Source organism: Pantoea sp. X-Soil-ISGK-275 (genome assembly GCF_059730795.1).
This window is the reverse complement of sequence record NZ_AP035976.1, coordinates 2,540,743-2,567,636: the sequence shown is the minus strand read 5'-3', so window position 1 is coordinate 2,567,636 and position 26,894 is coordinate 2,540,743. Positions and strand designations below refer to the sequence as shown.

Below are 26,894 nucleotides of genomic sequence, written 5' to 3'. Positions count from 1 at the left end.
ACAATCTACGACTGACGTCGTGATGAGTAAGTTATACAAGTTTTCTCAACTTGTACAACTTTTTCCTGAACATTTTGTGTGGTTGGCGATGTATCTTTGATGCCGTTACAGTACGTGGCCGATTACAACTCGTTTTTGATGCAGAACTCTTCCCACGTCATGCCTAATGCTTCCGCGTGAGATTTCAGATACTTTTCAATGGCATCCGCAGCGACGGCTTTATCGGGTTCCGCCAATTGAATGGAAAAAAGCATGCCGTCCAGCTTCTTCTGACGCAAAAATGCTGCATAAATGCGCTCTGCATGCCAATCACGTAATTGCGCTAATGACAAATTCGCCTGGCGTGCATCGCTTTCGGTGAGTTCATCCAGGGCGGACTGGAAATCGGGGTGGGCGGTGAAAAACATCGTGCGTGCCTGAGCGTAATACTCTTCTGGGGTTTTCATTCGGTGTTCCTGCATATCAACTTGCGCGCTAGTGTAACGCGCGCAAGCTGCGTTGTCAGGATTCCGCTGCCGGATCGATATTCGTGGCAACCAGGTGCGCATTAATGCGCACCTTACAAAACCAGACTCGCTACAAATCCCGTAGGGTCGCCATTTATGGTGACCACAACATCAATGTAACTGCTGATAAATTTGCGTAACGTCCTGCTGATTCTTCGCCAGTGTCTCATCCAGCGTCAGTTTGCCGCTCAGCATATCCGCCAGATTCTGCCCGACGGCGTTCCCCATCTGGTCAAATCCGGGAATGCTCACATACTGCACGCCCTGATAAGGCACAGGGTTGAGCGTGGGCTGCTCGACGGTCGCCGAATCAATCGCCGCACGTACCTGCGCGGCATACGGCGCCAGACGCTGATAGCTCGCCTGCTGATAAGTGGAATTGCGGCTGCCGGGCGGCACCGCGCCCCAGCCGACGGTATCGGCCACTTGCTGAATGTACTGTTTGGATGTCGCCCAGCTAATAAAGGCTATCGCCGCCTCGCGATTCGGCGTGTTAGCCGGTACCGCCAGCGCCCACGACCATAACCAGTTCGAACCATTACGTGTGATGCCGCCCGGCGCAGGCGCAAAGGCCAGCTTGTCGGCGACTAATGAGATCTGCGGATTAACCAGCAAACCGGCTGCTACCGTGCTGTCGATCCACATCGCGCATTTGCCTTGCGCGGTCAGACGCAAAATCTGGCCGAAACTGTTTTTCACCGTATCCGGCGGTCCATCCTGCTTTACCACCTGCAGATAATCACTCAGCGCTTCGCGCCACTCCGGCGAATTGAGCGTGGGCTGCCAGTTATCATCGAACCACTGCGCGCCATAGGCATTCGCCATGGTGGTCATGAATGCCACGTTATCGCCCCAGCCAGGCTGGCCGCGCAGGCACAGGCCGTAAATGCCTTTTTGCGCGTCGGTGAGTTTGGCGGCGAAGTTCTTGATATCGGTCCAGTCGGGATTGTCCGGCATGGTTAACCCTTTCTGCGCAAACAGATCCTTGCGGTAGTAGGTCATGCTGCTTTCCCCGTAGAACGGCAGGGCGTAGAGCGTTTGCTTGAACGACAGCGCTTTGCGCACCGGCGTGATGAGATCATCGCTGTCGTAATCGGCGGGCAGCTTATTCAGCGGCGCCAGCCAGCCTTTTTCGCCCCACAGCGGCGCTTCATAGGTGCCGACGGTGATGACATCGAACTGCGCCTGGCCGCTGTTCATCGCCGACAGCACCGCCTGACGCAATGCGCCATCGTCCATCACATGCCATTGCAGTTTGACGTCCGGATGCTCCTGTTCGTAGCGCGTGGCGAGCTGCTGCATGATGGTCATATTGCCGTTGGCGATGGTGGCGATATTCAGTGTGGTCGCCGCGTGGCTCAGCAGCGGCGTGGCGAGTAATATCGCGAGAAATTTACGCATCATGTCGCTCCTTAGCGCGGCTGCAGGCGGAAGAAGGCCATCTTCTCCACCAGCAATCCGGCATGTTCGCTAACAGTCTGGCTGGCGGCGCTGGCTTCCTGCACCAGCGAGGCGTTTTGCTGCGTCGCACCATCCATCTGAATCACAGCGGTGTTGACCTGTTCGATGCCGCTGGATTGCTGGCGGCTGGCCACGGCGATTTCCCCGACAATATCCACCACGCGCGCCACGCCCAAATTGATGTCATTGAGCATCGCGCCAGAACGCTGCACCAGCGCGCTACCGGCTTCCACTTTGCCGACGCTGGCATCAATCAACGCTTTGATCTCGTGCGCGGCTCCGGCGGATCGCTGTGCCAGCTGACGCACTTCGGATGCCACCACGGCAAAGCCGCGTCCCTGTTCGCCTGCGCGTGCCGCTTCGACTGCCGCATTCAGCGCCAGCAGGTTAGTCTGGAAGGCGATCTCATCGATCACCCGGTTGATATCGGCGATGCGTTTGCTGGAAGATTCGATCTCCTCCATCGCGCTGACCGCATCACGCAATACGCTGCTGCCGCGTTCGGCCTGATGACGCACATCGGTGGCCAGTTCGTTGGCCTGCGCGGCATTATCGGCGTTGTGTTTCACCGTGGCGGTCATCTGCTCCATGCTGGCGGCGGTCTGTTCCAGCGAGCTGGCCTGCGAATGGGTGCGTTCAGAGAGATCGTCATTGCCGTCGGCCATCTGACGCGCCGCATCACTCAGCGCAGTGGCGCTTTCGCCCACGTCGCGCACGATCTCCGCCAGACGCACATCCATGCGCAGCAGCGACTGCATCAGTTCGCCCATCTCATCGCGTGAAACGCTGCCAATATCGTGGTTCAGTTCACCAGCCGCAATCGATTCGGCCAGCTCGCGTGCCTGAGCAATCGAGCGGTTGATCGAGCGGATCAGCAGCCAGCCGAACACCAGCGCCACGCTCAGCCCGACCAGCAAAATGATAATCAGGCTGTTACGCGCCAGCTGGTAATCGCTGTTGCTCTGCCGATAGGTGAGTTCTGCATGCTGGCGCATTAACGCATCAAGCTGATCGATGTCCTGTTGCAGCAGCTGACTGCCGCTGCGCAGGCGGGTTTCAATCACCACCAGCGCGCCGGATGGGTTGCCGCCCTTCAGCAGTTCTCCGGCATCTTTCAGCGCGCTTTGCCAGCCGTCGAGATGGGTGATGAATTGCTGGCTGAGTGGTTTGGTTTGTGCATCAAACGCCAGCTGCTGCCAGGTTTGACGGTCTTTCGCAATCTGCTCGCCGTAATGCGCGATGCGCGCCAGACGTTTCTCCACTTCGCTGCTGTCGGTCCAGTAGCGCAGGGCATCGAACAGGGTCGCGGACTGTTCCTGCACCATGCGGTACAGGCGGGATGAATATTGCAGCGGTAACAGCTCATTCTGGTAGGCGTTTTGCGCCCGTTGGTCGGCGGCGCGCAGGCCAATAATTCCCCAGATGGCGGCAACAATCAGTAAAATGCACAGCAGGCCAACAATCGATGTCAGACGCGCGCGAAGGGTCAATCGCATAACGGGATTCTCCGTAACGAAGGTGAGTGTGTAATCGGTCATTATTGTTTTTACAGGCACTTTTAACTCCAGAAGAGTTATCGGCGCAGAAGTGAGCAGCTTGAGGAAAATCATGTGGCGCGCAGCAGATACCTTGCGCAACCTGCGGGAAAAATTATAACGTAGCCGCCATTGATGCGAGTGTAGGGACCGAGAATGAAAAAGTGGATGATAGTGGCCGCGCTGGCGCTGAGTGGCTGTGCGCAGATCAGCAATTATGACCAGGCGGTGAAAACCCCGGCGCCGCTGGAGCTGCAAGGCAACTGGCAAACCGTGGGCCCGCAAAGCAAGCTGATCAGCAAGCAAGCGATGGGCAGCCTGATTATAGGTGCCGAAGGCGACACGCTGGATTGCCGTCAGTGGCAGCGCGTGATTGCCAAACCGGGCAAATTAACCCGTCTGGGCGATGATTGGGTCAACGTGACGCGCCAGTTGCGCGTGATGCCGCTGGTGCTGGAGAACGGTGAGCTGCGTTACGATGGGTTGAGACTGCGTAAAGTGGATCGTCCAACCGTTGAGTGCCAGCAAGCGCTGGAAGAAGTGGCGAAGCGTCCGAACGACGCGGTGATTCAGGATATCGAGCCAGAGATTATGCGCCCGGTTTCGACGGCGACGCAGAAGTAGTTTTCCCTCACCCTAACCCTCTCCCACAGGGAGAGGGAACCGATCGAGCCCATCTGGCATATTGCAGCATCTCCCTCTCCCTGTGGGAGAGGGTCGGGGTGAGGGCATCAGCGCGCAGAGTCCTAAATTTAACCCTGCGGCAAATACACGCTTCCTTGCTTGCCATACACGCTCATCACCGATTTCTGCATCGATGACTGGCCCACCAGCTGCGTCAATTCGTCCATACGTAACTGCAACAGACGTTTCACTTCGCTCTCATTATCGAGAATATGGCGTAACACCGGACGCAGCTGCTCTTGCAGCTGGCGCGACGGTGCGGCGGCTTCGGTTGTTTGCGCCAGTCTTTGCACCGCACTGACATAGTCCACTTCCTTGGTAATCAAATCATCCCATTCGCCGTCTGCTGCCAAACGCAGCATTCCGTGGCTGAGGTCGAGTAACTGTTGGTAAACGGTGACAAGTGACGGTGCAATATTCATTAAACGGCGTCCTGAAGGTGTTTAGGTTGTACGACTTCTTTCCAGGCATCAGCGATATTGCGCAGAAGACCTTCAACTTCCTCCACTGCGCCCACATCATTGTGCAGATTGGCACTTACCAAGCGACGGATCATGTAGTCATACAGAGAAAGCAGGTTATCGGCTAACTCGTCACCAGCATTTTCCACTAACCCTTGTTTCAAACCGCCATCGATAATATTGATCGCTTTGGATAGGGATATTCCGCGGCCTTCAATGTTACCTTCTTGCATAAACAAGCGCGCGCGAACAATAGCGCTCAGCGCACCGTCGAAAAGCATCACCACGAGTTGGTTTTGGCTGGCGCTCATTACAGCGCTTTCGACGCCCAAACGCGCGTAGGTGCTGGCACCTGACTGGCTGTACATTACGTTGCTCCTTAACTACTGCTGCTACTGCTGCTGCTTGTCGAGGCAAACTGCTGCGTCAGATAAGATGATGTGGCATTCAGCTGCGACATCAACGTATCGAGTTGAGTAAATTGTGTTTTATAACGTGCCATTGTGGCTTCAATGGTAGCTTGCATCTTGGTGTAGCGATCGGCCAACTCATCTATTTGAGTGTTGAAACCGTCGGTGGCGGTTTTAATAATACCTTCTTTGCCAACGCTAGTGCTCAGCATGGTGCTCAAAGTACTGCTCAGTTGTGTACCAAGGCCGGTCTTTTCACCATCACCCACAAAGAATTGAGAAACAGATTGGGCGTTGCTGGTCAATGCATTTGTCAATTTAGTGTCATCAATCACCAAATTACCGGTGACACCTGATGCGGATACAGAGGGATCGATGGTAATGCCCATCTGCGCCAGAATGGCAAAGCTGCCGCCGCTCTGTGCTTCGGTCAACAGGCTGCTCAAACGGTTCGCCACCGTGCGCACTGTGTTATCACCGAGCAATGCACCATTCGAGGTCGATTGATCGGCACCGGCATCAACGGCGGTGTACTTGGTCACACTACCAATCACCGAACGCACTTTGTTGTAAGCGGTCACAAAGTTTGTAATTGCGGTTTTCACCGAATCAACCGATTTATCAACGACTAATGACTCATCGCTGGTGGATTTCGCTTTCAACGTCAGCGTTACGCCTTCGAGCGCATCGGAGATTGTGTTACTGTCACTTTCAACATCAATGCCATTGACTGTTAACTTGGCATTTTGCGAGGCGGTTTGCACTGACATCGCATTGCTGCTGGCCGTGCTGTCATAGCCAATCGCCGCTTGCAAAGTATCGTCGCCAGTGACCGTCAACGTAATGTCATTATCCGTGCCGGTTTCTTTTGAATTCAGCAGTAGACGATAGTTACCGTCACTGCCTTTAATGGTAGTGGCAGAGACGTTAGCACCGCTGTTGTTAATGGCCTTCACCACGCTGCTAAGCGAGGTTTCGCTGTCTGACAATGTAATGTTGACCGGATCACCGCTACCTTGTGAAATCGTGATAGTGCGTGATGTGCCGATTGTGCTGCCCAGCTTAGAAGCATCGGTAATCGGCTGTGAAATCAGCGTCTGCGCTACGGCAATCTGGCTAACATTAATGCTATAGCTACCGGCGACCGCACTGCTTGCTGTCGTTGCGCTGAAAGCGGTATTGCTGCTGGTGACGGCGGTCGCGTTGAAAGTATCAACGCTTTTTAATTTATCCGTCGCAGTTTGCAGTGAAGCCAATGCGCTTTGTAGCTGACCAATCGCGGTAATCTTGCTTTGATACTTGGTTTGTTGCGTCGTGATTGTTGTAAGTTTTGAGTTTTCAGCCGTTTCTAAACTGTCATACAAATCACTGAGGTTCAGACCTGAACCCACACCCAGATTGCTAATCGAAGCCATGACACGTTCCTCGAACGATTAAATGTTCTGGTTTTATCGGCAAGTTGGAGCAGAAGTTTACTCTTGTTTATTTTTCCTAATTGGTAGAGTTGAAGCGAGATTTATTCTCGTTTCTGACGATAGCGCGAACGGTCAGCGATAAACGCGGATTACTACAAAGGAAAAAATCCCGAAGTTGTGCAATTTATTGCGCATCATTTAACAAATGAGCAGTGAATGTTGTTAAAGGTTCATGTGGTGAAGTGGTGTTCAAAGAATGCGCAATAAACTACGACACTAATATTGCGTGAATGGAGTGACCCCGAGCCCATAGACAAATCTGCCCTATATTTTGAGCATAGTGGAGTGACCCCGAGCCCATAGACAAATCTGCCCTATATTTTGAGCATAGGAGGAGTCTATGGGCACACCACGATTTACCCCTGAGTTTAAAGAAGAAGCAGTCCGCCAGATCACCGAGCGGGGCTATTCCGTCGCCGACGTATCTGAACGCCTGGGCGTCTCGCAACACAGCCTTTATAAATGGATCCGCTCTATAAAACCTGATGCCAGCGGGCACCAGGCGCAGGATCTGCTGGATGCCCGGACGGAGATCCTCCGGTTGAAAGCGCAACTCAAGCGAACTGAGGAGGAGCGGGATATCCTGAAAAAGGCGGCGCGGTACTTTGCAAGGGAGCCCGACTAAAGTACCGCTTCATCAACGATCACCGTCAGGTCTGGTCGATCACACTGATGTGTCGGGGTCTGAAGGTTGCCCGTTCCGGTTTTTACGTCTGGCTCCACTGCCCGGTATCAACTGGAGAGCAGGATAATCAGCGGCTGCTGACGCTTATCCGCGACTCTTATACCCTGAGTGGCGGCGTTTATGGATACCGGCGGGTCCACAGTGACCTGCGAGAAATCGGGGAGGTATGCAGTAAAAACAGGGTAGCGAAAATTATGCGGCAGAACAGAATCAAGGCCGTACATGGCTATAAAATCCCGCGAGGAGCACGGGGACGTCCGTCAGTCATCGCGCCTAACCGGGTACAGCGGGAGTTCACAGTCGTTAAACCGAACCAGGTCTGGGTAACGGATATTACCTACATACGGACCTGGCAGGGCTGGCTGTATCTGGCCGTGGTCATAGACCTGTTTGCCCGCAATGTGGTGGGCTGGTCAATGAAACCCTCACTGTCGCGCGAACTGGCGCTGGATGCTCTTCTGATGGCCGTCTGGCGACGAAGGCCTGAGGAAACCGTTATCGTACACAGCGACCAGGGAAGCCAGTATGGCAGCGATGACTGGCGACGGTTCTGCCAGGCTAATAACCTGTCACCCAGCATGAGCCGGCGCGGCAACTGCTGGGATAATGCAGTGGCAGAATCCTTCTTCAGTTCGCTAAAAAAAGAGCGCATCAGAAAGCGGATCTATAGAACCCGGGACATGGCCCGGGCTGATATCTTTGATTATATCGAAGTGTTCTACAACCGGACCCGACGCCACAGCCACCTGGGAGGCGTCAGTCCAGAGGCCTTCGAAAAGGCCTCGTCGTGAGGACAGCGAATGTCTACGGGAATGGGGTCACTCCAGAAACCATACCAAATTGTTCCACAAGTGAAAAACAGAGAACCATGAAGAGGAGAAACAATGCGGCACTGAGGGCCAAAATGGCACTGGCATGACAATGAAAAGTGAATTGAAATAAAGGTAACTTATTGATTGAATGCTATTTTATATTATTTTGAGTTTTTTTCTAAAGCCTTTCAAAAGTGTGCCGATACCCTTTTTGACTGCGAGATACGCCACAGCGTGTTTCAAGAAACCTAAACTTCATTAAGGACTTATATCATGGGCGTTATCAATACCAACATTCTGTCACTGACCACTCAGAACAACCTGAACAAATCTCAGTCCCAGTTGGGCACTGCTATTGAGCGTCTGTCTTCTGGTCTGCGTATCAACAGTGCGAAAGACGATGCTGCAGGTCAGGCAATCGCTAACCGTATGTCTTCTCAGGTTAAAGGTCTGACTCAGGCTTCACGTAACGCCAACGACGGTATCTCTCTGGCGCAGACCACTGAAGGCGCACTGAACGAGATCAACACCAACTTACAGCGTATTCGTGAGCTGACCGTACAGGCTAACAACGGTACCAACTCTGCTGATGACCTGGTGTCAATTAACAACGAAATCGTTGACCGTGTTAAAGAAATCAACCGTGTTTCTTCTCAGACCAGCTTCAACGGCATCAAAGTTCTGACAACTGGCCAGACTCTGAACATCCAAGTTGGTTCTAACGATAACGAAACTATCGGAATTGGCCTGAAGAAAATCGACTCTTCTACTCTGTTCTCTGGTGTTTCTGGCCTGAGTGGCATTAGCGAAACTTCTACTGGCGCGGCAACGGGTGGTATTCTGTCTGCTTACAGCGCAGCAACGACTTCAGGTTCAGCAACAGCTACAGTTAGCTCTGGTCTGTTGGCTTCAATCGATAAAGCAATCTCTGATGTTGACTCACTGCGTTCTTCATTAGGTGCTAGCCAGAACCGCTTCGAATCAACCGTTAACAACCTGAACAGCACTGTTACTAACATCACTGCTGCTAAGAGCCGCATCGAAGATGCTGACTACGCAACTGAAGTTTCTAACATGAGCCGTGCGCAGATCCTGCAACAGGCTGGTACTTCAGTGTTGTCTAAAGCTAACCAGGTTCCACAAGGCGTGCTGTCTCTTCTGCAGTAAGTATAAAACAGTAATCCGCTTAATTAGCACTAAAAATAACGGGTATTACACCCGTTATTTTTTTTTGCATTTTATAAACTGAGAACCAGGTATGGTATGTCGGAGGCGGGTCTCTGACTTACTGCGGAACTCATTAACGATAAAGTGCGCATATGAAAAAGACCTCTTCTCATCAAGTTTCTTTAAATCGGAATAACACCCTTCCAGAAGATAAGATAAAAATTCAACGAGCTGTTGATTTATTAGCGCAGCAACCAGCTGAGGCATTGGCGCTAACTACAGAATTATTAAGCCGAGACGACCAAAATCCTCTACTTTGGGTGGTATGCGGCCGTGCGCAGGAAAAAGTAGGGGACTTTTTCAATGCTGATGAGAGTTTGAACAAAGCTCTAAGCATAAATGCCAATTATGATGAAGCATTGTTCGCTAAAGGAAATCTGTATTATCGGCAGGATCGTCTTGATGAAGCTGAGGTCTTTTTAATTAATGCAATCTCTAAACTTGACAATGAAACCTCTCGTCCACTGCGCTCATTATTAGCCACGATACAACAAAAATTAAAAAAATATGAGCCTGCATTAAGTGCATTTGAAAGTTTAGCCAAGGAAGACCCTACTAATTGGCTTTACTGGAATAATATGGGTATGATTTTCCAAGATCTGTCAGACTTTGAACGTATGGAAGAAGCGTATCAACGCAGTTGTGAACTGACCACATCTAACCCTATCACGTATTTTAACCACATCGTAGGTTCTCATTATAACCCTTCAAAATCAGCTGAAGATATCTTGCAACTTTGCGTTAGTTGGCAAGAAAAATTTGAACTCCCCGAAGAATCAATCCGTACAATCTCTAAAGATCTAATGTCAAATAAGACTTTAAGAATAGGGATGATTTCAGACGGATTCAGGTCTCATCCGGTTGGAAACATGATTACTTTAGGTTTGTCACATGTCCCACCTGAACATATCGATTTTTATGCATACAGCACGAATTTCACGCAAGATCATGTAACTGATAAAATTCAGCGACTTTGTAAAAAGTGGCAGATTATTGATGGTCTGTCAGATAGCACTGTCGAAAAAATTATCAAAGAAGATGGAATTGATATCCTCTTTGATCTTTGCGGCTATAATGCTAACAGTCGCATGCAAATTTTCCAAAAAGGTGTAGCACCAATCCAGATAAAATGGGTTGGCGGACTAATTAGCAGTACAGGTATCAAAAATATGGATTATTTGCTAAGCGATCATGTTGAAACACCTGAAGGTGTAGATCATCTTTATACTGAAAAGTTAATCAGAATGCCATGTGATTATATTTGCTATGATCCTCCTTACTACTTACCTGCACTAAGTTCTCCTCCTGTAACAAAGAATGGTTATATTACATTTGGATGTTTTAATAATGCTTCCAAAATCAATAATTCATTGCTTGAGCTTTGGGCTCATTTGTTGAATCAGGTTGATAACTCGAGACTTTTCCTAAAAAGCTTTAACTTTATCAATGAATCATTGAGTGAGCGTATTCTAACGACATTCCAATCTTATGGTATTTCACGTGATAGAATTATTTTAGAGGGCGCATCACCACATCGAGAATTGCTTGAAAGTTACAACAAAGTTGATATTGCACTTGATCCGTGGCCTTACTCAGGCGGTCTCACTACATGTGAATCCATGGCGATGGGTGTACCGGTTGTTTCTTTGCCGGGACCAACTTTTGCTGGTCGGCATTCGGCTTCTCACTTAGTTCATGCAGGAATGGCTGAGTTGGTGGCGGAGAATGCGCAGCAATATATTGATATTGCGGTCGGATTAACAAACGATATTAATAGTCTTAGTTTCATTCGGCAACATATGCGAGACATTCTATTAACCTCACCGGTTTGTGACGGTAAGCGATTCGCACAAGGATTCTCTGATTCAATGCGTGCAATTTGGCAGCGTCACTGTGAAGGTAAAGCACCCGGAGCTTTATCCTTAAGTGCAAACGAGCCACCAAAATTTACAGATGATTTATCATCTGTAGCGCTAATCCACCCAACTGAAAATACTAATTCCGAACAAGTTATCAAGAATGATGGATTTGAATTTCAACTAAATGGCAAGATTGTCATGATGGATTACGGTGCTGTTCTTAGCCGTAGTGATAAGTTTATTAACCTTAGCGCAACTGATGCAATATACAGTATTGTTATGGATGCTCTAGGAGAGGTTGAGGAAAACCATCTTCCTTTGAATAAAAAATCATTGCAACATATCAAACTTCATGTGTTAGGTGATGGTGAGGATACATCAGTGTATATGTGTCTTGACGGACGTTATAGTAGCGATCTTAAGACTCTGGCTCAAGATTCTAACCAAAGCGAATGGGCTGCATATAAAGTCATTACTCAGCTTGAAATTCCATCCTCAAAACTTGATGCCATACATGGCCTTGATCGTTTAGAGTGGTTCAATCTTGATAATCGTCTTAATTTGCGCAAGATATTTGAGCATGGTGCACGTATATTAAAAAGCACATTGCTTTTAGCGATACAGTTTCGATTTGAAGCAACACATCAAGACCAAATGAGTTTTGATGAAATTTGTAACGCTCTCTATCTTCATGATTTTATGTTCCATTCATTTAATGAAATAAATTATGCAGAAGATGTTATTATTGAAGGTCACGAACCATTACCATCTTCAAAAATGGTTTCTGCGCAATTACTTTTTATTCCTACTAGAGACCGCCAGGTCTCATTGAACAATGAACAACGTGAAAAATTAGCTTTCATTCTACATGCGGGCTATCGCTTACATGATGAAGCAGCGCGAATTTTGTTGGCGATTTCCCCCCAACGTGCAAAAATTTATCTTAATGAAGTGTCTTCAAATAGCAGTTTGTTACATTTAAATAGTGTGAACAGCAAAAAACATGGACTCCCAAATAAGTTGGTTGTGAGCCTAACTTCATATAAAAAACGTTTTTCCACACTGCACTTGACGTTAGATTGTTTATTAAAGCAATCCTTAAAGGCTGACAGAATTATCCTTTGGATTGCTGAGTCTGAACGAGCATTGTTGCCTAATAAGATTACGGTTTTTAGTCATAAAGGAATCGAAATCAGGTATTGCGATGATATTAAGTCGTATAAAAAAATTGTCCCTATGTTGGTTGAAGATGCTAATGCATTCATTGTCACAGCGGATGATGATTTGGCATATCAGTCTGACTGGTTAGAGAAAATTGTCTCGGCTTGGGACGGTGATTATAAAACAGTCGTTGCCTATCGTGCTCACAAAGCGCGCATTGACAGTGCTGGAATGCCAGTAGATTATAAAAATTGGGAATGGCAATATTCTGACAGTTCCGTTCGTTCTGGGCTGATATTCCCGACGACTGGATTTGGTACATTGTACCCGCCTCACTGTTTCCACCATGATGTAACAGATGAGAAGCTTTTTGAAAAATTGGCACCTCAAACAGACGATATATGGCTTTATTGGATGTGTCGATTGAATGGCGCTAAATTTAAGGTTGTAGGTGGTGAAATGGATGTCCGCGAATGGAAAGGTACTTCGGATGATGCACTTTGGCACAGCAATCTATCGAATGGTCAGAATGATAAAAACATCGCTAAGATGATTTCACACTATGGATTCATCAGTGAGGATGCGCATCAGCTTAATGATGAATTGCCTGTAATGATTAATACATTCACTTTCGCTCACGACAAAAAATTAGTTCATATGAACTTGCCTAATCAGCAAGATTTTATCCAAAACGTCATTAAGTCTAATCGGCGTTTCTATGAACCTGAAATGCTGGCGGATATTGCGGCGAGAACTAAACTGGGTTCAACGATTCTCGATATTGGTGCGAACATTGGAAATCATTCTGTCTATTTTGGCCTGTTCTGCGGTGCGAAAAAGGTCATGTCATTTGAACCTCAAAATGAGGTTTATAACACGCTGTCGACAAATATCGCGCTAAATCATTTGAATCACAAGGTTACAGCGTTCCAAATGGGCTTAGGCAGTTATGAAACGACAGCCAAACTGGGTGCGGTGGATGCCAAGAACATAGGCATGACAAAACTGCAAGTGAGTGAGAGTGGTGGCATCAGAATCGCGACGTTAGATTCAATGGTGAAGGATGAACCGGAAAATTCTATTTCTGTCATAAAGATCGATGTTGAAGGAATGGAAATGGAAGTGCTGGGCGGTGCGGTCCAAACATTAGAGCGGCATAGCCCTGTAATTTATGCCGAAGCAGGTACGCCGCCAGAATTTGAGGCCATATCTTTATTCCTTTCCAAATTTGGTTATTTGGCAACGAAGCGTTTCAACGCTACTGCAACGTATTTGTTTGAGAAGCAGCGTTAATTTCGTAAACTAGATGATTTATCAAACGCCCTTTAGGGTTTAAAGGGCGTTTTAATCAGACAACCAGTCACTGCTAAAATAAGTCACATGATAAGCTCTCAGCAAAAGAATGAGATTTTTCTGCTGCCGTAATGCAAATCGGGTGATCGGTTAATCTCTAATTTCCCTCACCACCCTATAACCCCGAAAAAGTAACAGGACTGTTACAGTCCACACCAAACTTGCCGATAACTCCCCTCAGAATCATTCCAATTTTTGAACCACATTTTTCCGTTTCTGGGGTGTCTATGCGCTTCAATTATGACTTGTTACCGGGTGAGCTACTGACCTTCGAAGAGATTGCCCTGCGCTACACGCAGCAGCATCCCGACGAGAAAGAGCTTACCGCACGCGGGTTGCTGAGCCCGTCGACCAGTTTTCGCAATTTGGTGATCCGCGCGCTGTTCGCGCAGGAGGAGATCAACAGCCCGATTGAAGATTTGCTGTTTGTCTCGGACGACAACGAGCGCAAAAACTATTTGCGCCGCTTCGAGCACTACCTGAAAAACCAGCAGGCGTTTCTCTACTTTCGGCGCGACGATGAAGCGCGTAAAGAGGGGCGCTGGAAAGTGGTCGGCGAAACCCAGGTGTTTGCCATGCTCGATCCCAATTCGGCAGCGGCGCAGAATCTGCTTAACAGCCGGGGCTTTAAGCTGGTGCTGATGCGGCAGACCGAAGAGGATGAGTATTGGCAGCTGTTCGATGCGCAGGCGCATCCGTGCTTCCCGCTGTCGCGTAAAATCCAGTTTCTGGTGGTGTTGAGCACGCCGCAATACAAAGTGCCGAGCGGCGTGATGCCCGGCACCGAAGTCGGACGCCGTGTGAAAGCCAAAGTGCTGCAGCGCTCCAGCCAGGCGGAGTTTACCTCGGCGGTAAAAGCGCGCTACGGCGCCTGCATTATCACCGGCACGCAGCTGACCGATCGTCACAGCTGGCCGTGGGTGGAAGCCTGTTACATCGACACGCAAGAGAATGAAGAGGGTTTTCTGGCGGATAACAGCGCCGATAACGGCTTATTCCTGCGCAGCGATCTGCAGCGGCTGTTTATCAACAAAATGATAAGCATCAACGCGGAAACCGGTCAGGTGTTGTTTAATCCTGCGCTGGAAACTGAAGCGTTGATTACCCCTTTTTATCAGGCACTTGAGGGCAAAGTTTGCGCATTGTGGGACGCGGTGCCGCCTGGCACGCGGGAAAGACTGCGTAATTTGCGCTAACGTCCGCGCGGATGGCGGTGCGATCCACCGTCATCCATAACAAATTTGAAATAACCTCGCTTTTGCCCGCCTATTCTGCCAATCAAAACCCCTACAGAATTGGATAATCATGCCGATAACTTTACTAACGCAGGGTAGTCAACGTGAACGATCTCTATACCGCCGATGGCGTGATGGATAAACATTCGCTCTGGCAGCGCTACGTTCCTCTGGTGCGGCATGAAGCGCTGCGCCTGCAGGTACGTTTGCCAGCCAGCGTTGAGCTTGACGATCTGCTGCAGGCCGGTGGCATTGGCTTATTGAATGCCGTGGAGCGCTACGACGCGTTACAGGGCACCGCCTTTACCACCTACGCCGTGCAGCGTATCCGGGGAGCAATGCTGGATGAACTGCGCAGTCGCGACTGGGCACCACGCAGCGTACGCAGAAATGCGCGCGAAGTCGCAGGTGCCATGCATCAGGTAGAACAAGCGTTGGGGCGCTCGGCTACTGAGCAGGAAGTGGCTGAGCGACTGAATGTTTCGCTGGAGGAGTATCGGCAGATTCTGCTCGATACCAACAACAGCCAACTCTTCTCCTACGACGAGTATCGGGAAGAACACGGCGACAGTGCGGAGCTGGTGACGGAGGGGCATGAGGAAGCCAACCCGCTTCATCAGTTGTTGGAAGGAAACCTACGTGACCGCGTAATTGAAGCGATTGAGGCGTTGCCTGAACGTGAAAAACTCGTGCTCACACTGTACTACCAGGAAGAACTGAACCTGAAGGAGATTGGCGCGGTGCTGGAAGTGGGGGAATCCCGCGTCAGCCAACTGCACAGTCAGGCGATCAAACGCCTGCGTGCCCGATTATCGGGGGCGCGCTAACAGTCTCAGTTCCTGGCGATCGAAAAAAACAATAAAACCGGGGACTCAGCAATGGGAGCCAAAGTTAAAGCCAGACCGTTAAGTCGCTATCTTAAAGACTATAAGCACAGCCAAAGCAATTGTTCACACTGTGGCAAAGTTTTAGATCGTATGGCGTTAGTCTTTCGCGGCCAGATCATCAATAAAGAGGCCATCGCACGCATGGACCAAATGATTGACGATCAGGTGTGGATGAAACTCCAGCCAGAATTGACCGCCTTGTGTCGTTTCTGCAGCGATATTTTCTGTAATACCCATCCGAATTACTTCGACATTATGGCGTTTAAGCAATACCTGTTTGAGCAGACGGAGATGAGCCACAGTACCATACGTGAGTATGTAGTACGTTTGCGTCGGCTTGATGACATGCTGAAGGCGAAAAATTTCCCGGCCGATCGTTTACGGGGCAATAGCTGGCATGAGTGTCTGGAGAACGATCTGCCTGATGCGGGTAATAACAATTACCGCATCGCACTGCGCAAATATGACCAGTTTTTAGGCTGGCAGCAGGGCTGATGGTGAATCCACCCTTGTTGTTGTCGAGCATGACAGCAACAAGGGCAGCACGCGGTGAATTCCGGGTGCGACTTTTCTCATCTTCTGCAACACTGTATGGATAACTGCACATCGCCCGAATGGAGGCTGCATTGTCCTTACATCTTCTGCACCAGTTCCCACGTCTTGAATTACTCGGTGCACCTACGCCGCTTGAGCATTTGCCACGGCTTTCTGACTATCTGGGTCGCGATATCTTTATTAAGCGCGATGACTTCACGCCGGTTGCCCTCGGCGGTAACAAACTGCGTAAACTCGAATTCCTTGCTGCGGATGCGCTGCGCGAAGGCGCGGATGTGCTGCTGACGGCGGGCGCCATTCAATCTAACCATGTGCGTCAAACCGCCGCCGTGGCGGCGAAGCTCGGCCTGAAGTGCGTGGCGCTGCTGGAAAACCCGATTGACACCACAGCAGAAAACTATCTCAGCAACGGCAACCGCTTGCTGCTCGATTTGATGGATGTGGAAATCGTCATGGTTGATGCGCTGCACAATCCCACTGAACAGCTGGCCGCTCAGGCCGAACACCTCGAAGCGCAGGGATTCCGCCCGTATATTGTACCGGTCGGCGGTTCCAATGCGCTCGGTGCGCTCGGTTACGTTGAGTGCGCGCAGGAGATTGCCCATCAAAGCGAAGGCGTGGTGGATTTTGCCGCAGTGGTGGTGGCTTCCGGCAGCGCCGGCACGCACGCTGGTTTGGCGATTGGTCTGGAGCAATTGCTGCCAGAAACCGAGCTGGTTGGCGTCACCGTATCGCGCAAAGTTGAGGCGCAGTTGCCGGTGGTGGAACGCATTCGTAGCGCGTTAGCCGAGCAGCTGGAAGTGCAGGCCAAAGCACCGATCACCTTGTGGGATGATTACTTCGCGCCGCGTTACGGCGAACCCAACGAAGAGGGCATGGCGGCGGTGAAACTGCTGGCGCGCCTGGAAGGCATCATGCTCGATCCGGTGTACACCGGCAAAGCGATGGCGGGATTAATCGATGGTATTGCGCAAAATCGCTTCCGTCGCGAAGGTCCGCTGCTGTTCGTGCATACCGGTGGATCGCCGGCGTTATTTGCTTATCACCCTTCGATCTGAGACATAACGTAAAAACGGTTTATAATCCGGCGGTTATTCAGAAGAGGTCGCCATGCATGGCGACCCTACAAAGCACACAACAACACATCACAATAAATGGGGTAAACATGATTTTCTCTCCTATTCGTCGCCAAATGGTGATGGGCATGATGGCGGTCGCGCTGGTTGCGGGCGTTAACGTTAAATCCTTCGCCGCAGAAGATTTGCTGGCAAAAGTAAAGAGTAAAGGCGAGCTGCGCGTCGGTCTGGAAGGCACTTATCCGCCGTTCAGTTTTCAGGATGAAAAAGGCCAGCTGACCGGCTTCGAAGTGGAGTTCGCGCAGGCGCTGGCTCAACACCTTGGCGTGAAAGCCGATCTGCGTCCGACCAAATGGGACGGCATGCTGGCGTCGCTGGATTCCAAACGCATCGACGTGGTGATCAATCAGGTCACCATCTCGCCAGAGCGTAAGAAAAAGTATGACTTCTCTACGCCGTACACCATTTCTGGCGTGCAGGCGCTGACGCTGAAGAAAAACGCAGCAACCGTCACCAAGCCAGACGATCTGGCCGGCAAGAAAGTCGGCGTCGGTCTCGGCTCCAACTACGAGCAGTGGCTGAAGGATAACGTGCCGAAAGCCGATGTGCGTACCTATGATGATGACCCAACCAAGTATCAGGACCTGCGTTCAGGCCGTTTAGACGCTATTCTGGTTGACCGCCTGGCGGCGCTGGATCTGGTGAAGAAAACCGGCGACACCATGGCGGTAGCGGGCCCGGCCTTCTCCCGTCTGGAATCGGGCGTGGCGCTGCGTAAAGGCAACGACGATCTGCTGAAAGCCATCGACTCCGCCATCGCGGACATGCAGAAAGATGGCTCGCTGAGCAAACTGTCTGAGAAATGGTTCGGCGCGGACGTCACTAAATAATGCAGGAAAGCTTACAACTGGTGCTGGATTCAGCACCATTTTTACTGAAAGGCGCGCTGTTCACGCTGCAGCTGAGTATCGGCGGGATGTTCTTCGGCCTGATACTTGGCTTCGTGCTGGCGCTGATGCGCCTGTCACACTTCTGGCCGATCAACTGGCTGGCACGCATCTACGTGTCGATTTTCCGTGGCACGCCGCTCATCGCTCAACTGTTTATGATCTATTACGGTCTGCCACAGTTTGGTATCGAGCTGGATCCGATTCCGTCGGCGATGATTGGTCTGTCGCTGAATACCGCTGCTTACGCTTCTGAATCACTGCGTGGCGCGATTGCCTCGATTGAACGCGGGCAGTGGGAAGCCGCTGCCAGCATTGGCATGACGCCGTGGCAAACGCTACGCCGCGTAATCCTGCCGCAGGCCGCGCGCACCGCGCTGCCGCCGCTGGGCAACAGCTTTATCAGCCTGGTGAAAGATACCTCGCTGGCCGCCACCATTCAGGTGCCGGAGCTGTTCCGTCAGGCGCAGTTAATCACCTCACGTACGCTGGAAGTGTTCACCATGTATCTTGCGGCCTCGCTGATTTACTGGGTGATGGCGACCGTGCTATCGGCGTTGCAAAATCGCCTGGAAGCGCATGTGAATCGACAGGATCGGGAGGGCAAATGAGTGCAATTGAAGTCCGTCAGCTGGTGAAACAGTTTCACGGCCAGACGGTGCTGCACGGCATCGATCTCGACGTGGCACCTGGCGAAGTGGTAGCCATTATCGGCCCGAGCGGTTCCGGTAAAACCACGCTATTGCGCAGTATCAACTTGCTGGAAGTGCCGGAAAGCGGACGTATTAAAGTCGGTGATATCGCCATTGATGCGGCGCTCGGCCTCAATAAGCAGAAGCAGCTGGTGCGCCAGTTGCGTCAGCAGGTTGGCTTTGTATTCCAGAACTTCAATCTGTTTCCGCACCGCTCGGTGCTGGAGAACATCATTGAAGGGCCGGTGATCGTCAAGGGCGAACCGAAGGCGGAAGCCATCGCGCGGGCGCGCAGTTTGCTGGAGAAAGTGGGATTGCACGGCAAGGAAGAGAGTTTTCCGCGTCGTCTTTCCGGCGGACAGCAGCAGCGTGTGGCGATTGCCCGCGCGCTGGCGATGCGTCCGGAAGTGATTCTGTTCGATGAGCCGACGTCGGCGCTTGATCCTGAGCTGGTGGGCGAGGTGCTCAACACCATTCGTGCACTGGCGCAGGAGAAACGCACCATGGTGATCGTCACCCATGAGATGAGCTTTGCGCGTGACGTCGCGGATCGCGCCATCTTTATGGATCAGGGACGCATCGTGGAGCAGGGCGCGGCAAAAGAGCTATTCAGTAATCCGCAGCAGGCGCGTACCCGGCAATTTCTCGACAAGTTTTTGAACCAGTGATTTAAACAGCAGGTCACCATAAATGGCGACCCTACGAAGACCATGCGCATCCTGCACGCTACATCGTAGGGTGCGCATTCATGCGCACCGCTTAACCGCTCATCGATATTTCTACTCAATTGCAAGACGTACATTAAAGAAATAACCGGTTTTTACTCATTATCTGCTGGTCTTTATCTCTCGGTTTTATCCTAAAGTTAATTTCAGAATTAAATATAACGCATTGAATTTAATGATAAATTAACTTTATCTCGCCCTAGTGCTTCCGAGATTTTCCTTATTAGGAAAGTCCTGATTGAGACATCTTTGTAAATATAAATAATTCTTTACAAATTCATGGCGCAATTAGGACATAGTAATGACGACTGCCAGGAAAGAGGTCCTCTGGATCAACACGCTCAAAGGGGGCTGTATTTTAATGGTGGTGTTACATCACTCCATCATCACCACGTTCGCGCCTTCGCTGCATCATCTCACCGCTGGACTGCTGCCCGCACACTGGTGGGTGGCGTTTAACACCTATCTGTCACCGCTGCGCATGCCGGCCTTCTTCTTTGTCTCCGGTTTGCTGGCCGCCAGTTCCATCACCAAAAAAAGCTGGAAAGAGGTGTTTACCAAGAAGTTCAGCAACATCGTCTACCTCTACCTGCTGTGGGGCGTGATTCAGTGGTTAAGTATTCACTACATCTCCACGCATCTGGGTGAACGGCTCTCTAGCACCAAAAACGCCGCCTATGCCGACACGCCGTTTGAGTTCGTGAAGCTGCTGATGACCTCAATGACCAGCCTGTGGTATCTCTACGCGCTGGCCGGATTCTTCCTGTTCACCAAGCTGTTCCACAAACAGAAGCTGGCCTTAATGGCGCTGGCGATTGTCGCCACCTACGCGGCACAATTCAGCCTGATTCCCGGCTGGGGACCTGCCAGCGTGGCGCAGAACTATCTCTACTTCCTGCTCGGCGTGTTCTTCAGCCAGGCGTTGATTGAGTTGAGTGAGCTGAAGCGTCAGCACTGGTTGATGCTGGGCGGCATTGCGCTGATCGGTCTGCTGCATCATGTCGGTGGCATCTACAAAAATCCGTTCTACAGCCTGCTGACCATCGTGTTTGGCATTGTGCTGTGCCGCTTCCTCAATGAACGATTCAATATGGCGTGGCTCAACTGGATTGGCCGCAACACGCTGCAAATCTACGTGCTGCACCGCATCTTTATTGAGCTGCTGGGGCTGAGTGCGATCGTGCTGGCGGTGCAATATGGCTGGTTTGACAATACCGCCTTTAGCTGGGTATGGGCGCTGTTGATGCCAATTACCGGCGTTGCGTTGTGTACCAGTATTTCTCTGCTGGTGTGGACGCTGCTCAACCGGGGGCCGGGCCGCATGCTATTTCTCTATCCGCGCCTGTTGCGTAAATCTGCGCTCGAAAGCAAAAGCGCGCCGCAGCAATAATTTAATCGGGCCAGTTTTTTTGGTCCTGATTTTGTTTGTTATTCGGTCGCCATTAATGGCGACCCTACAACTTCCGCGTTACCACAACGCTAATATTCACGCTTATCCATTTGCCACATTAAATAATTCTTTATTTAGGATTTGAATTTAATCTGGCATAAGAAAGGGTGGATTGTTCTTAATTTCCCTGCGCGACACCGCTCACACTTATTTTACTTAATAACCTTTTAGTGACTCTAATTAAGGCAAATTTCCTTAGCCTGCTCAGGGTTCTATTTTTGTCTGGATGTGTAAAGTATTGTTATATCAGGACCACAAAAAAACATTTAGGACTTTCGCTACATCATGCCTTCGCCCGCTGTTTAATAATCGTTGAATAATCATAAATGCTTCAATGCTTATTTCCTCAACCTTCTCCTTTAAGACCTACACAGCAACAGCAGCGGGAGTCATCATATGAATAACGCCAGGAAAGAAGATATCGCATGGATAAATACCCTCAAGGGAGCCTGCATATTACTGGTGGTGTTGTATCACACCGTATTACCTGGATTCGAAGGTACGGTTAAATTATTAACGGCGGGTTGGATCCCCGCAGAAATATGGGTGCAGTTTAATACCGTATTGTCGCCGCTGCGTATGCCAGCGTTTTTCTTTGTATCGGGTTTATTAGCTACCAACGGTATTTTAAATCGGCCGTGGAAACAGGTGTTTACCAGCCGCATCACCAACCTGTTTTATCTCTATATTCTGTGGGGCTTTATTCAATGGTGGTCGATTGTTGGCATCTCAACCGAGATCACCGGACAGCGTATTTCGCAGAACCTCAATGCGGCGTATGCCGGTTCGCTGCTGGAGTTCTTAAAGCTCACGTTCCTCGCCATGAGCACCTCGTGGTATCTCTACGGCTTAGCGCTCTATTTCCTGTGCGCCAAGATCTTTAAACAGCAGAAAGTGGCGTTACTGGTGGTGGCAATTGCGTTGAACTATCTGGCGGTGGAGAAGATCATTCCGTATTGGGGACCACAGAGCGTGGCGCAGTATTTCCTGTTCTTCCTGCTGGGGGCTTTCTGGAGCCCAATGATGCTGCGTCTCAGTGAATGCCGTCGCGACAACATTGTGCCCTGGGCGATCCTGGCCGCGGTATCTGGCCTGCACGTCATCTTTGGGTTGGATAAGAGTTTGTTCCTGTGCATCCTTGCGGTGCTGTTCAGCGTGGCGGCGTGTCGCTGGCTCAATGCACACTTCAAGATGAGTTATCTTAACTGGGTTGGGCGTAACACGCTGCAAATCTACGTGATACACCGCATCTTCATTGAGTTCTTCGGTATGTCAGCGATTCTGTTCGCCCAGCGTCATCACTTGTTTGAGCAAGCGTGGTTCTCGATACTGTGGGCCTGCTTCTATCCGCTGGCGATTGTCGGGATCTGTTCGCTGTGTTCGGTTGCGGTGTGGCAAGTGACCAATCGTGGATTGGGGCAGTCGCTGTTTGTGTTTCCAACGTTGATTGGGTTGAAGCGGGGTAAGTCTGCGGCGTGAAAAAAGGTCGCCATGAATGGCGACCCTACGTTGTTACTGTTAACCGATGGTCATCAAACTCGCATTACCGCCCGCTGCGGCGGTATTGACGCTCAGTGAACGCTCAATCAGCAAACGTTCCAGCAGCAGATTGGTTTCGCCGCGCGCAAAGCCCTGCACCGAAACAATCGCGCCATCGCGTGCCGCCACCTGCTCACACAAACTGCGCAGCTGATCGGCATCACCGTGATAAATCACTGCATCAAACTCCGCCGCCAGTGCATCCTTCACCAGCTTGACGTGCGCTTGCACTTCCGCCGGTAAAGATTTACGCAGCGCACGATGCAACTCATCATCCTGCCAGAGGGCCTGGCTGCCGACGCTGGTTACCGCCGCCAACTGCGTCAGCGCATCTTCCGCGTTATCGGCGATGCACAGAACATGTTCGCGCGGCAGCAGGGTGAAGGTGTTGCGCTCGCCGGTTGGGCCCGGCAACAGACGCACCGTACCGGCCTGCGCCAGTTCGTCGTAACGTTGACACAGCGCCAGCAGCTCGGGCTTATCCTGCGCCCATTGCTGCAAGGCCTGATGCGCACGCATCAACTCGGCACGCACCGTGCTGTCAACCGGACGCTCGGCATCCTGACGATCAAAGGTAATACGCAGCGCGCCATCGGGACGATTGGCCAGCAGGCGATAAAGATAGAGCGGGCCACCGGCTTTCGGACCGGTACCCGACAAACCTTCGCCGCCGAACGGCTGCACGCCAACCACCGCACCCACCATATTGCGGTTCACGTACAGGTTGCCGACTTTAGCGGTCGCCGTAACCTGCGCGATAGTTTCATCGATACGCGTATGCACGCCGAGCGTCAGGCCATAACCCGACGCGTTAATCTGCTCAACCAGCTGCGGCAAGTTGTTACGCGAGAAACGCACTACGTGCAGCACCGGACCAAACACCTCTTTATCGAGATCGCTGACCTGATCCAGCTCAATCAGCGTTGGCTTAATGAAGGTGCCGCTGTTCCACTCTTTGGTGTCCTGCGGATTCTCCTGCGCCGCCTGATACACCTTGAAGCCCTTATTACGCAGCGCCTGAATATGACGCTCGATATTGGCTTTGGCTTCGTCATCAATCACTGGGCCTATGTCAGTCGAGAGACGTTCCGGGTTGCCCATGCGGCACTCCGCCATCGCGCCACGCAGCATTTTCAAGGTGTGATCGGCCACATCATCCTGGATGCACAGCAGACGCAGCGCCGAGCAGCGTTGACCGGCGCTATCAAACGCTGAGGCAACGATATCGACAACCACCTGTTCGGTGAGCGCCGAGGAATCCACGATCATCGCGTTCATGCCGCCGGTTTCGGCGATCAGCGGCGTTGGACGACCCTGAGGATCAAGACGACCGGCCAGATTGCGCTGCAGCAGCGTTGCTACCGCCGTTGAACCGGTAAACATCACACCGCGCACGCGTTCGTCGCCAGTCAGTTGCGCGCCCACGGTTTCGCCCTGGCCCGGCAACAGTTGCAGCACACCCTTCGGTACGCCAGCATCCAGCAGAATTTGCACCGCTTGCGCAGCGATTAGCGGAGTTTGCTCCGCCGGTTTCGCCAGTACGCTGTTACCGGCTGCCAGCGCAGCGGCAACTTGTCCGGCAAAGATTGCCAGCGGGAAGTTCCACGGGCTAATGCACACCACCGGACCCAGCGGGCGATGGGTTTCGTTATCGAAATCGTCGCGTACCATGCCCGCGTAGTAGTAAAGGAAATCGACCGCTTCACGCACTTCGGCGATGGCGTTGTTGTAGGTTTTACCGGCTTCACGCACCAGCAAGCCAATCAGCTGCTGCATCTGGCCTTCCATCGCTTCGGCAGCACGTTCCAGAATCGCGGCGCGTTCCTGCGGCGGTGTGGCGAACCAGATTGGACCGGCATTCACCGCCGCATCCAGCGCATCTGACACTTCGGCTTCGGTGGCTTCACGCACGCTGCCCACCACATCCGCTGGCGCGGCAGGGTTGAGCACTGGACGGCTGACGCCTTCACCTAATTTACCTTCCACCAGCGGCTGAGCAATCCACGGCTGGCTGGCGCTGTTAAGCAGGGCGCTGGAGAGTGACGCCAGACGATGTTCGTTGGCCATATCCAGACCAGCAGAGTTGGCGCGCTTGGCACCATACAGATCGCGCGGCAGCGGAATTTTCGGATGCGGTAAGCCCACCGCACCTTCCGCGACGCCCATCTTCTCCACGGCAGCCACTGGATCGGCGACCAGCTCATCCAGCGGCAAGGTGTTATCGGCGATGCGGTTAACGAACGAGGTATTGGCACCGTTCTCCAGCAGACGACGCACCAGATACGCCAGCAGCGTTTCGTGGGTGCCGACCGGCGCATAAATACGGCACGGACGATTCAGTTTGCCATCGGCAACTTTGCCCACTACTTGCTCGTACAGCGGTTCACCCATGCCGTGCAGGCACTGGAATTCGTACTGGCCGGGATAGTAGTTGTTGCCCGCCAACTGATAGATCGCTGCCAGCGTGTGCGCGTTGTGGGTAGCAAACTGCGGATAGATCAGGTTCGGCACCGCCAGCAGTTTGCGTGCGCAGGCCAGATAGGAGATGTCGGTGTACACCTTGCGGGTGTAAACCGGATAGCCCTCCAGGCCATCAATCTGCGCGCGCTTGATTTCGCTGTCCCAATACGCGCCTTTCACCAGGCGGATCATCAGGCGGCGACGGCTGCGCTGCGCCAGGTCGATGAGCGAATCAATCACAAACGGACAGCGCTTTTGATACGCCTGAATCACAAAGCCAATGCCGTTCCAGCCTTCCAGCTCCGGCTCGAAGCAGAGTTTTTCCAGCAGATCGAGCGACAGCTCAAGGCGGTCGGCTTCTTCCGCATCAATGTTGATACCGATGTCATACGAGCGCGCCAGCAGCGTCAGGGATTTGAGAATGGGATAAAGCTCGTCCATCACGCGTTCATACTGCGCGCGGCTGTAGCGCGGATGCAGCGCCGACAGTTTAATCGAGATGCCCGGACCTTCATAAATACCGCGACCATTCGACGCCTTGCCGATGGCGTGAATCGCCTGCTGGTAGGACACCAAATAGGCTTTGGCATCGCTGGCGGTCAGCGCCGCTTCGCCCAGCATGTCGTAAGAGTAACGGAAACCTTTCTCTTCCAGTTTGCGCGCATTCGCCAGCGCTTCAGCGATGGTTTCACCGGTAACAAACTGTTCGCCCATCAGGCGCATCGCCATATCCACGCCTTTACGGATCAGCGGTTCGCCGCTCTTGCCGATAATGCGATTGAGCGAACGTGACAGGTTAGCTTCGTTGTGGGTGGAGACCAGACGGCCGGTAAACAGCAAGCCCCAGGTGGCGGCGTTGACAAACATCGATGGGCTGCGGCCGAGATGCGACTGCCAGTTGCCGTTGCTGATCTTGTCGCGGATCAGCGCATCACGCGTTGGCTTATCCGGAATACGCAGCAACGCCTCCGCCAGACACATTAGCGCCACACCTTCCTGTGAGGAGAGCGAGAACTCCTGCAGCAAGCTTTGCACCATGCCCGCGCGGCCGGTTGCACCTTTCTGGTGCCGCAACTTGTCGGCGAGGCTGTAAGCCAGCTGATGGGTTTTCTCTGCCAGCGGGGCAGGGAGACGCGCTTGCTCCAGCAGCATCGGTACGGCGTCGGTCTCAGGACGACGCCATGCGGCAGTGATCGCTGAACGCGTGACCGACTGCGGCAAAATATGTTCTGCGAAGTCGAGGAAAGGCTGCAGTGACTCTTCTGGCACGCCTTCATCACCCAGCGCATCGATTACCTGTTGCGGGATTTCCGGCACGGATTCACCGGCTTCCAGCTGCTCCAGATAGTTAAAAATCGCCTGCTTGATCAGCCAATGTGATGTGCGGTCCAGTTTCTGTGCTGCCAGTTTAATGCGATCGCGGGTGGCTTCATCCAGCTTCACCCCCATGGTAGTGGTTCCCATGATGTCCTCGTCCTCGAAAAAGTGATTCATCGCTTGCGTGGCAGCAATATCACCTATGTTGCAACTTTGTGCAACCGTGTTAAATGTGACTCAGGTTGCACGTTTTTAACCGCCTTAAATGTTAATGCTGTAAAAGCGGCATGGAACTTGCTGCAAGAAACTCGCCAAGGTTGCAACTGAGATGAACAAAACAGTTTTTGTAGGGTTTAAGGTGCAACCCAAAGTGTGAGCGCGT

The 26,894-nt window shown here is 51.7% G+C and carries 20 protein-coding genes; 13 read left to right on the top strand and 7 right to left on the bottom strand.

Annotated elements, in window-relative coordinates:
- Positions 1-122: 122 nt before the first annotated feature.
- The 3 genes from AC6I8A_RS12010 to AC6I8A_RS12000 all read right to left on the bottom strand — a co-directional run bounded on the left by AC6I8A_RS12010 (position 123) and on the right by AC6I8A_RS12000 (position 3,463).
- Complete coding sequence (locus tag AC6I8A_RS12010) at positions 123-446, bottom strand: DUF6388 family protein (protein WP_265297582.1); 324 nt, start codon at positions 444-446, stop codon at positions 123-125.
- 171 nt (positions 447-617) lie between these two features.
- Positions 618-1,910 carry an ABC transporter substrate-binding protein gene (locus tag AC6I8A_RS12005; protein ID WP_497818561.1) on the bottom strand — a complete coding sequence of 431 codons (1,293 nt, stop codon included), beginning with the start codon at positions 1,908-1,910 and terminating at the stop codon, positions 618-620.
- An 8-nt stretch (positions 1,911-1,918) separates the two neighbouring features.
- Positions 1,919-3,463 carry a methyl-accepting chemotaxis protein gene (locus AC6I8A_RS12000; RefSeq protein WP_497818560.1) on the bottom strand — a complete coding sequence of 515 codons (1,545 nt, stop codon included), beginning with the start codon at positions 3,461-3,463 and terminating at the stop codon, positions 1,919-1,921.
- Positions 3,464-3,658: 195 nt separating this feature from the next.
- On the opposite strand from AC6I8A_RS12000, the gene yedD reads away from it, so the two are divergent.
- Positions 3,659-4,126 (top strand): lipoprotein YedD, encoded by a 468-nt coding sequence (gene yedD / locus AC6I8A_RS11995; RefSeq protein ID WP_497818559.1) that lies wholly within the window; start codon positions 3,659-3,661, stop codon positions 4,124-4,126.
- Between the two features lie 128 nt (positions 4,127-4,254).
- Here the strand turns inward: yedD and fliT are convergent, their stop codons facing one another.
- From fliT to fliD, 3 genes are read right to left on the bottom strand one after another with little or no spacing between them, the layout of a single operon-like run.
- Positions 4,255-4,608: a flagella biosynthesis regulatory protein FliT gene (gene fliT, locus AC6I8A_RS11990; RefSeq protein ID WP_497818558.1), complete on the bottom strand. Its 354-nt coding sequence runs from the start codon at positions 4,606-4,608 to the stop codon at positions 4,255-4,257.
- Positions 4,608-5,015 (bottom strand): flagellar export chaperone FliS, encoded by a 408-nt coding sequence (fliS, locus tag AC6I8A_RS11985; RefSeq protein WP_497818557.1) that lies wholly within the window; start codon positions 5,013-5,015, stop codon positions 4,608-4,610. The genes fliT and fliS overlap by 1 nt, the downstream gene beginning before the upstream one ends.
- An 11-nt stretch (positions 5,016-5,026) precedes the next feature.
- The gene (gene fliD, locus AC6I8A_RS11980) at positions 5,027-6,472 is read right to left on the bottom strand and encodes a flagellar filament capping protein FliD (protein ID WP_497818556.1); all 1,446 of its coding nucleotides are present in this window, start codon (positions 6,470-6,472) and stop codon (positions 5,027-5,029) included.
- Between the two features lie 400 nt (positions 6,473-6,872).
- Here fliD and AC6I8A_RS11975 point away from each other — a divergent pair.
- The 12 genes from AC6I8A_RS11975 to AC6I8A_RS11920 all read left to right on the top strand — a co-directional run bounded on the left by AC6I8A_RS11975 (position 6,873) and on the right by AC6I8A_RS11920 (position 22,675).
- Positions 6,873-8,008 (top strand): IS3 family transposase gene (locus AC6I8A_RS11975; protein ID WP_497818555.1). Its coding sequence is split into 2 segments (ribosomal slippage): positions 6,873-7,128 and positions 7,128-8,008, totalling 1,137 coding nucleotides; the frame shifts between segments, so codons are not numbered across the junction.
- A 294-nt stretch (positions 8,009-8,302) separates the two neighbouring features.
- A complete protein-coding gene (locus AC6I8A_RS11970; protein WP_497818554.1) occupies positions 8,303-9,196 on the top strand; it encodes a flagellin N-terminal helical domain-containing protein in 894 nt (297 codons plus the stop codon).
- 152 nt (positions 9,197-9,348) lie between these two features.
- Entirely contained in the window at positions 9,349-13,569 is a 4,221-nt protein-coding gene (locus tag AC6I8A_RS11965) for an FkbM family methyltransferase (protein WP_497818553.1), read from the top strand.
- A gap of 287 nt (positions 13,570-13,856) precedes the next feature.
- Positions 13,857-14,825 (top strand): HNH endonuclease signature motif containing protein, encoded by a 969-nt coding sequence (locus AC6I8A_RS11960; protein WP_497818552.1) that lies wholly within the window; start codon positions 13,857-13,859, stop codon positions 14,823-14,825.
- A gap of 143 nt (positions 14,826-14,968) precedes the next feature.
- Positions 14,969-15,691 carry an RNA polymerase sigma factor FliA gene (locus tag AC6I8A_RS11955; protein ID WP_007891379.1) on the top strand — a complete coding sequence of 241 codons (723 nt, stop codon included), beginning with the start codon at positions 14,969-14,971 and terminating at the stop codon, positions 15,689-15,691.
- Between the two features lie 51 nt (positions 15,692-15,742).
- Positions 15,743-16,246 carry a flagella biosynthesis regulatory protein FliZ gene (fliZ, locus tag AC6I8A_RS11950; RefSeq protein ID WP_007891377.1) on the top strand — a complete coding sequence of 168 codons (504 nt, stop codon included), beginning with the start codon at positions 15,743-15,745 and terminating at the stop codon, positions 16,244-16,246.
- 131 nt (positions 16,247-16,377) lie between these two features.
- The gene (locus AC6I8A_RS11945) at positions 16,378-17,364 is read left to right on the top strand and encodes a D-cysteine desulfhydrase (protein WP_265297609.1); all 987 of its coding nucleotides are present in this window, start codon (positions 16,378-16,380) and stop codon (positions 17,362-17,364) included.
- Between the two features lie 107 nt (positions 17,365-17,471).
- Positions 17,472-18,272 (top strand): cystine ABC transporter substrate-binding protein, encoded by an 801-nt coding sequence (gene tcyJ / locus AC6I8A_RS11940; protein ID WP_256696731.1) that lies wholly within the window; start codon positions 17,472-17,474, stop codon positions 18,270-18,272.
- Positions 18,272-18,940, top strand: a complete 669-nt coding sequence (gene tcyL / locus AC6I8A_RS11935) for a cystine ABC transporter permease (RefSeq protein WP_008105335.1) — start codon at positions 18,272-18,274, stop codon at positions 18,938-18,940. The genes tcyJ and tcyL overlap by 1 nt, the downstream gene beginning before the upstream one ends.
- Positions 18,937-19,689 (top strand): L-cystine ABC transporter ATP-binding protein TcyN, encoded by a 753-nt coding sequence (gene tcyN, locus AC6I8A_RS11930; RefSeq protein WP_008105333.1) that lies wholly within the window; start codon positions 18,937-18,939, stop codon positions 19,687-19,689. Before tcyL ends, tcyN begins: the two co-directional genes overlap by 4 nt.
- Before the next feature lie 358 nt (positions 19,690-20,047).
- Positions 20,048-21,136 (top strand): acyltransferase family protein, encoded by a 1,089-nt coding sequence (locus AC6I8A_RS11925; protein WP_479489491.1) that lies wholly within the window; start codon positions 20,048-20,050, stop codon positions 21,134-21,136.
- Between the two features lie 456 nt (positions 21,137-21,592).
- Positions 21,593-22,675 (top strand): acyltransferase family protein, encoded by a 1,083-nt coding sequence (locus tag AC6I8A_RS11920; RefSeq protein ID WP_497818551.1) that lies wholly within the window; start codon positions 21,593-21,595, stop codon positions 22,673-22,675.
- Between the two features lie 39 nt (positions 22,676-22,714).
- Here the strand turns inward: AC6I8A_RS11920 and putA are convergent, their stop codons facing one another.
- Positions 22,715-26,659: a trifunctional transcriptional regulator/proline dehydrogenase/L-glutamate gamma-semialdehyde dehydrogenase gene (gene putA, locus AC6I8A_RS11915; protein WP_497818550.1), complete on the bottom strand. Its 3,945-nt coding sequence runs from the start codon at positions 26,657-26,659 to the stop codon at positions 22,715-22,717.
- Positions 26,660-26,894: the final 235 nt, after the last annotated feature.

Bases quoted from the DNA above. Each gene is read 5' to 3' on its own strand.
- AC6I8A_RS12010 (WP_265297582.1), bottom strand. From the start codon at position 446: ATGAAAACCCCAGAAGAGTATTACGCTCAGGCACGCACGATGTTTTTC.
- AC6I8A_RS12005 (WP_497818561.1), bottom strand. From the start codon at position 1,910: ATGATGCGTAAATTTCTCGCGATATTACTCGCCACGCCGCTGCTGAGC.
- AC6I8A_RS12000 (WP_497818560.1), bottom strand. From the start codon at position 3,463: ATGCGATTGACCCTTCGCGCGCGTCTGACATCGATTGTTGGCCTGCTG.
- yedD (WP_497818559.1), top strand. From the start codon at position 3,659: ATGAAAAAGTGGATGATAGTGGCCGCGCTGGCGCTGAGTGGCTGTGCG.
- fliT (WP_497818558.1), bottom strand. From the start codon at position 4,608: ATGAATATTGCACCGTCACTTGTCACCGTTTACCAACAGTTACTCGAC.
- fliS (WP_497818557.1), bottom strand. From the start codon at position 5,015: ATGTACAGCCAGTCAGGTGCCAGCACCTACGCGCGTTTGGGCGTCGAA.
- fliD (WP_497818556.1), bottom strand. From the start codon at position 6,472: ATGGCTTCGATTAGCAATCTGGGTGTGGGTTCAGGTCTGAACCTCAGT.
- AC6I8A_RS11970 (WP_497818554.1), top strand. From the start codon at position 8,303: ATGGGCGTTATCAATACCAACATTCTGTCACTGACCACTCAGAACAAC.
- AC6I8A_RS11965 (WP_497818553.1), top strand. From the start codon at position 9,349: ATGAAAAAGACCTCTTCTCATCAAGTTTCTTTAAATCGGAATAACACC.
- AC6I8A_RS11960 (WP_497818552.1), top strand. From the start codon at position 13,857: ATGCGCTTCAATTATGACTTGTTACCGGGTGAGCTACTGACCTTCGAA.
- fliZ (WP_007891377.1), top strand. From the start codon at position 15,743: ATGGGAGCCAAAGTTAAAGCCAGACCGTTAAGTCGCTATCTTAAAGAC.
- tcyJ (WP_256696731.1), top strand. From the start codon at position 17,472: ATGATTTTCTCTCCTATTCGTCGCCAAATGGTGATGGGCATGATGGCG.
- tcyL (WP_008105335.1), top strand. From the start codon at position 18,272: ATGCAGGAAAGCTTACAACTGGTGCTGGATTCAGCACCATTTTTACTG.
- tcyN (WP_008105333.1), top strand. From the start codon at position 18,937: ATGAGTGCAATTGAAGTCCGTCAGCTGGTGAAACAGTTTCACGGCCAG.
- AC6I8A_RS11925 (WP_479489491.1), top strand. From the start codon at position 20,048: ATGACGACTGCCAGGAAAGAGGTCCTCTGGATCAACACGCTCAAAGGG.
- AC6I8A_RS11920 (WP_497818551.1), top strand. From the start codon at position 21,593: ATGAATAACGCCAGGAAAGAAGATATCGCATGGATAAATACCCTCAAG.
- putA (WP_497818550.1), bottom strand. From the start codon at position 26,659: ATGGGAACCACTACCATGGGGGTGAAGCTGGATGAAGCCACCCGCGAT.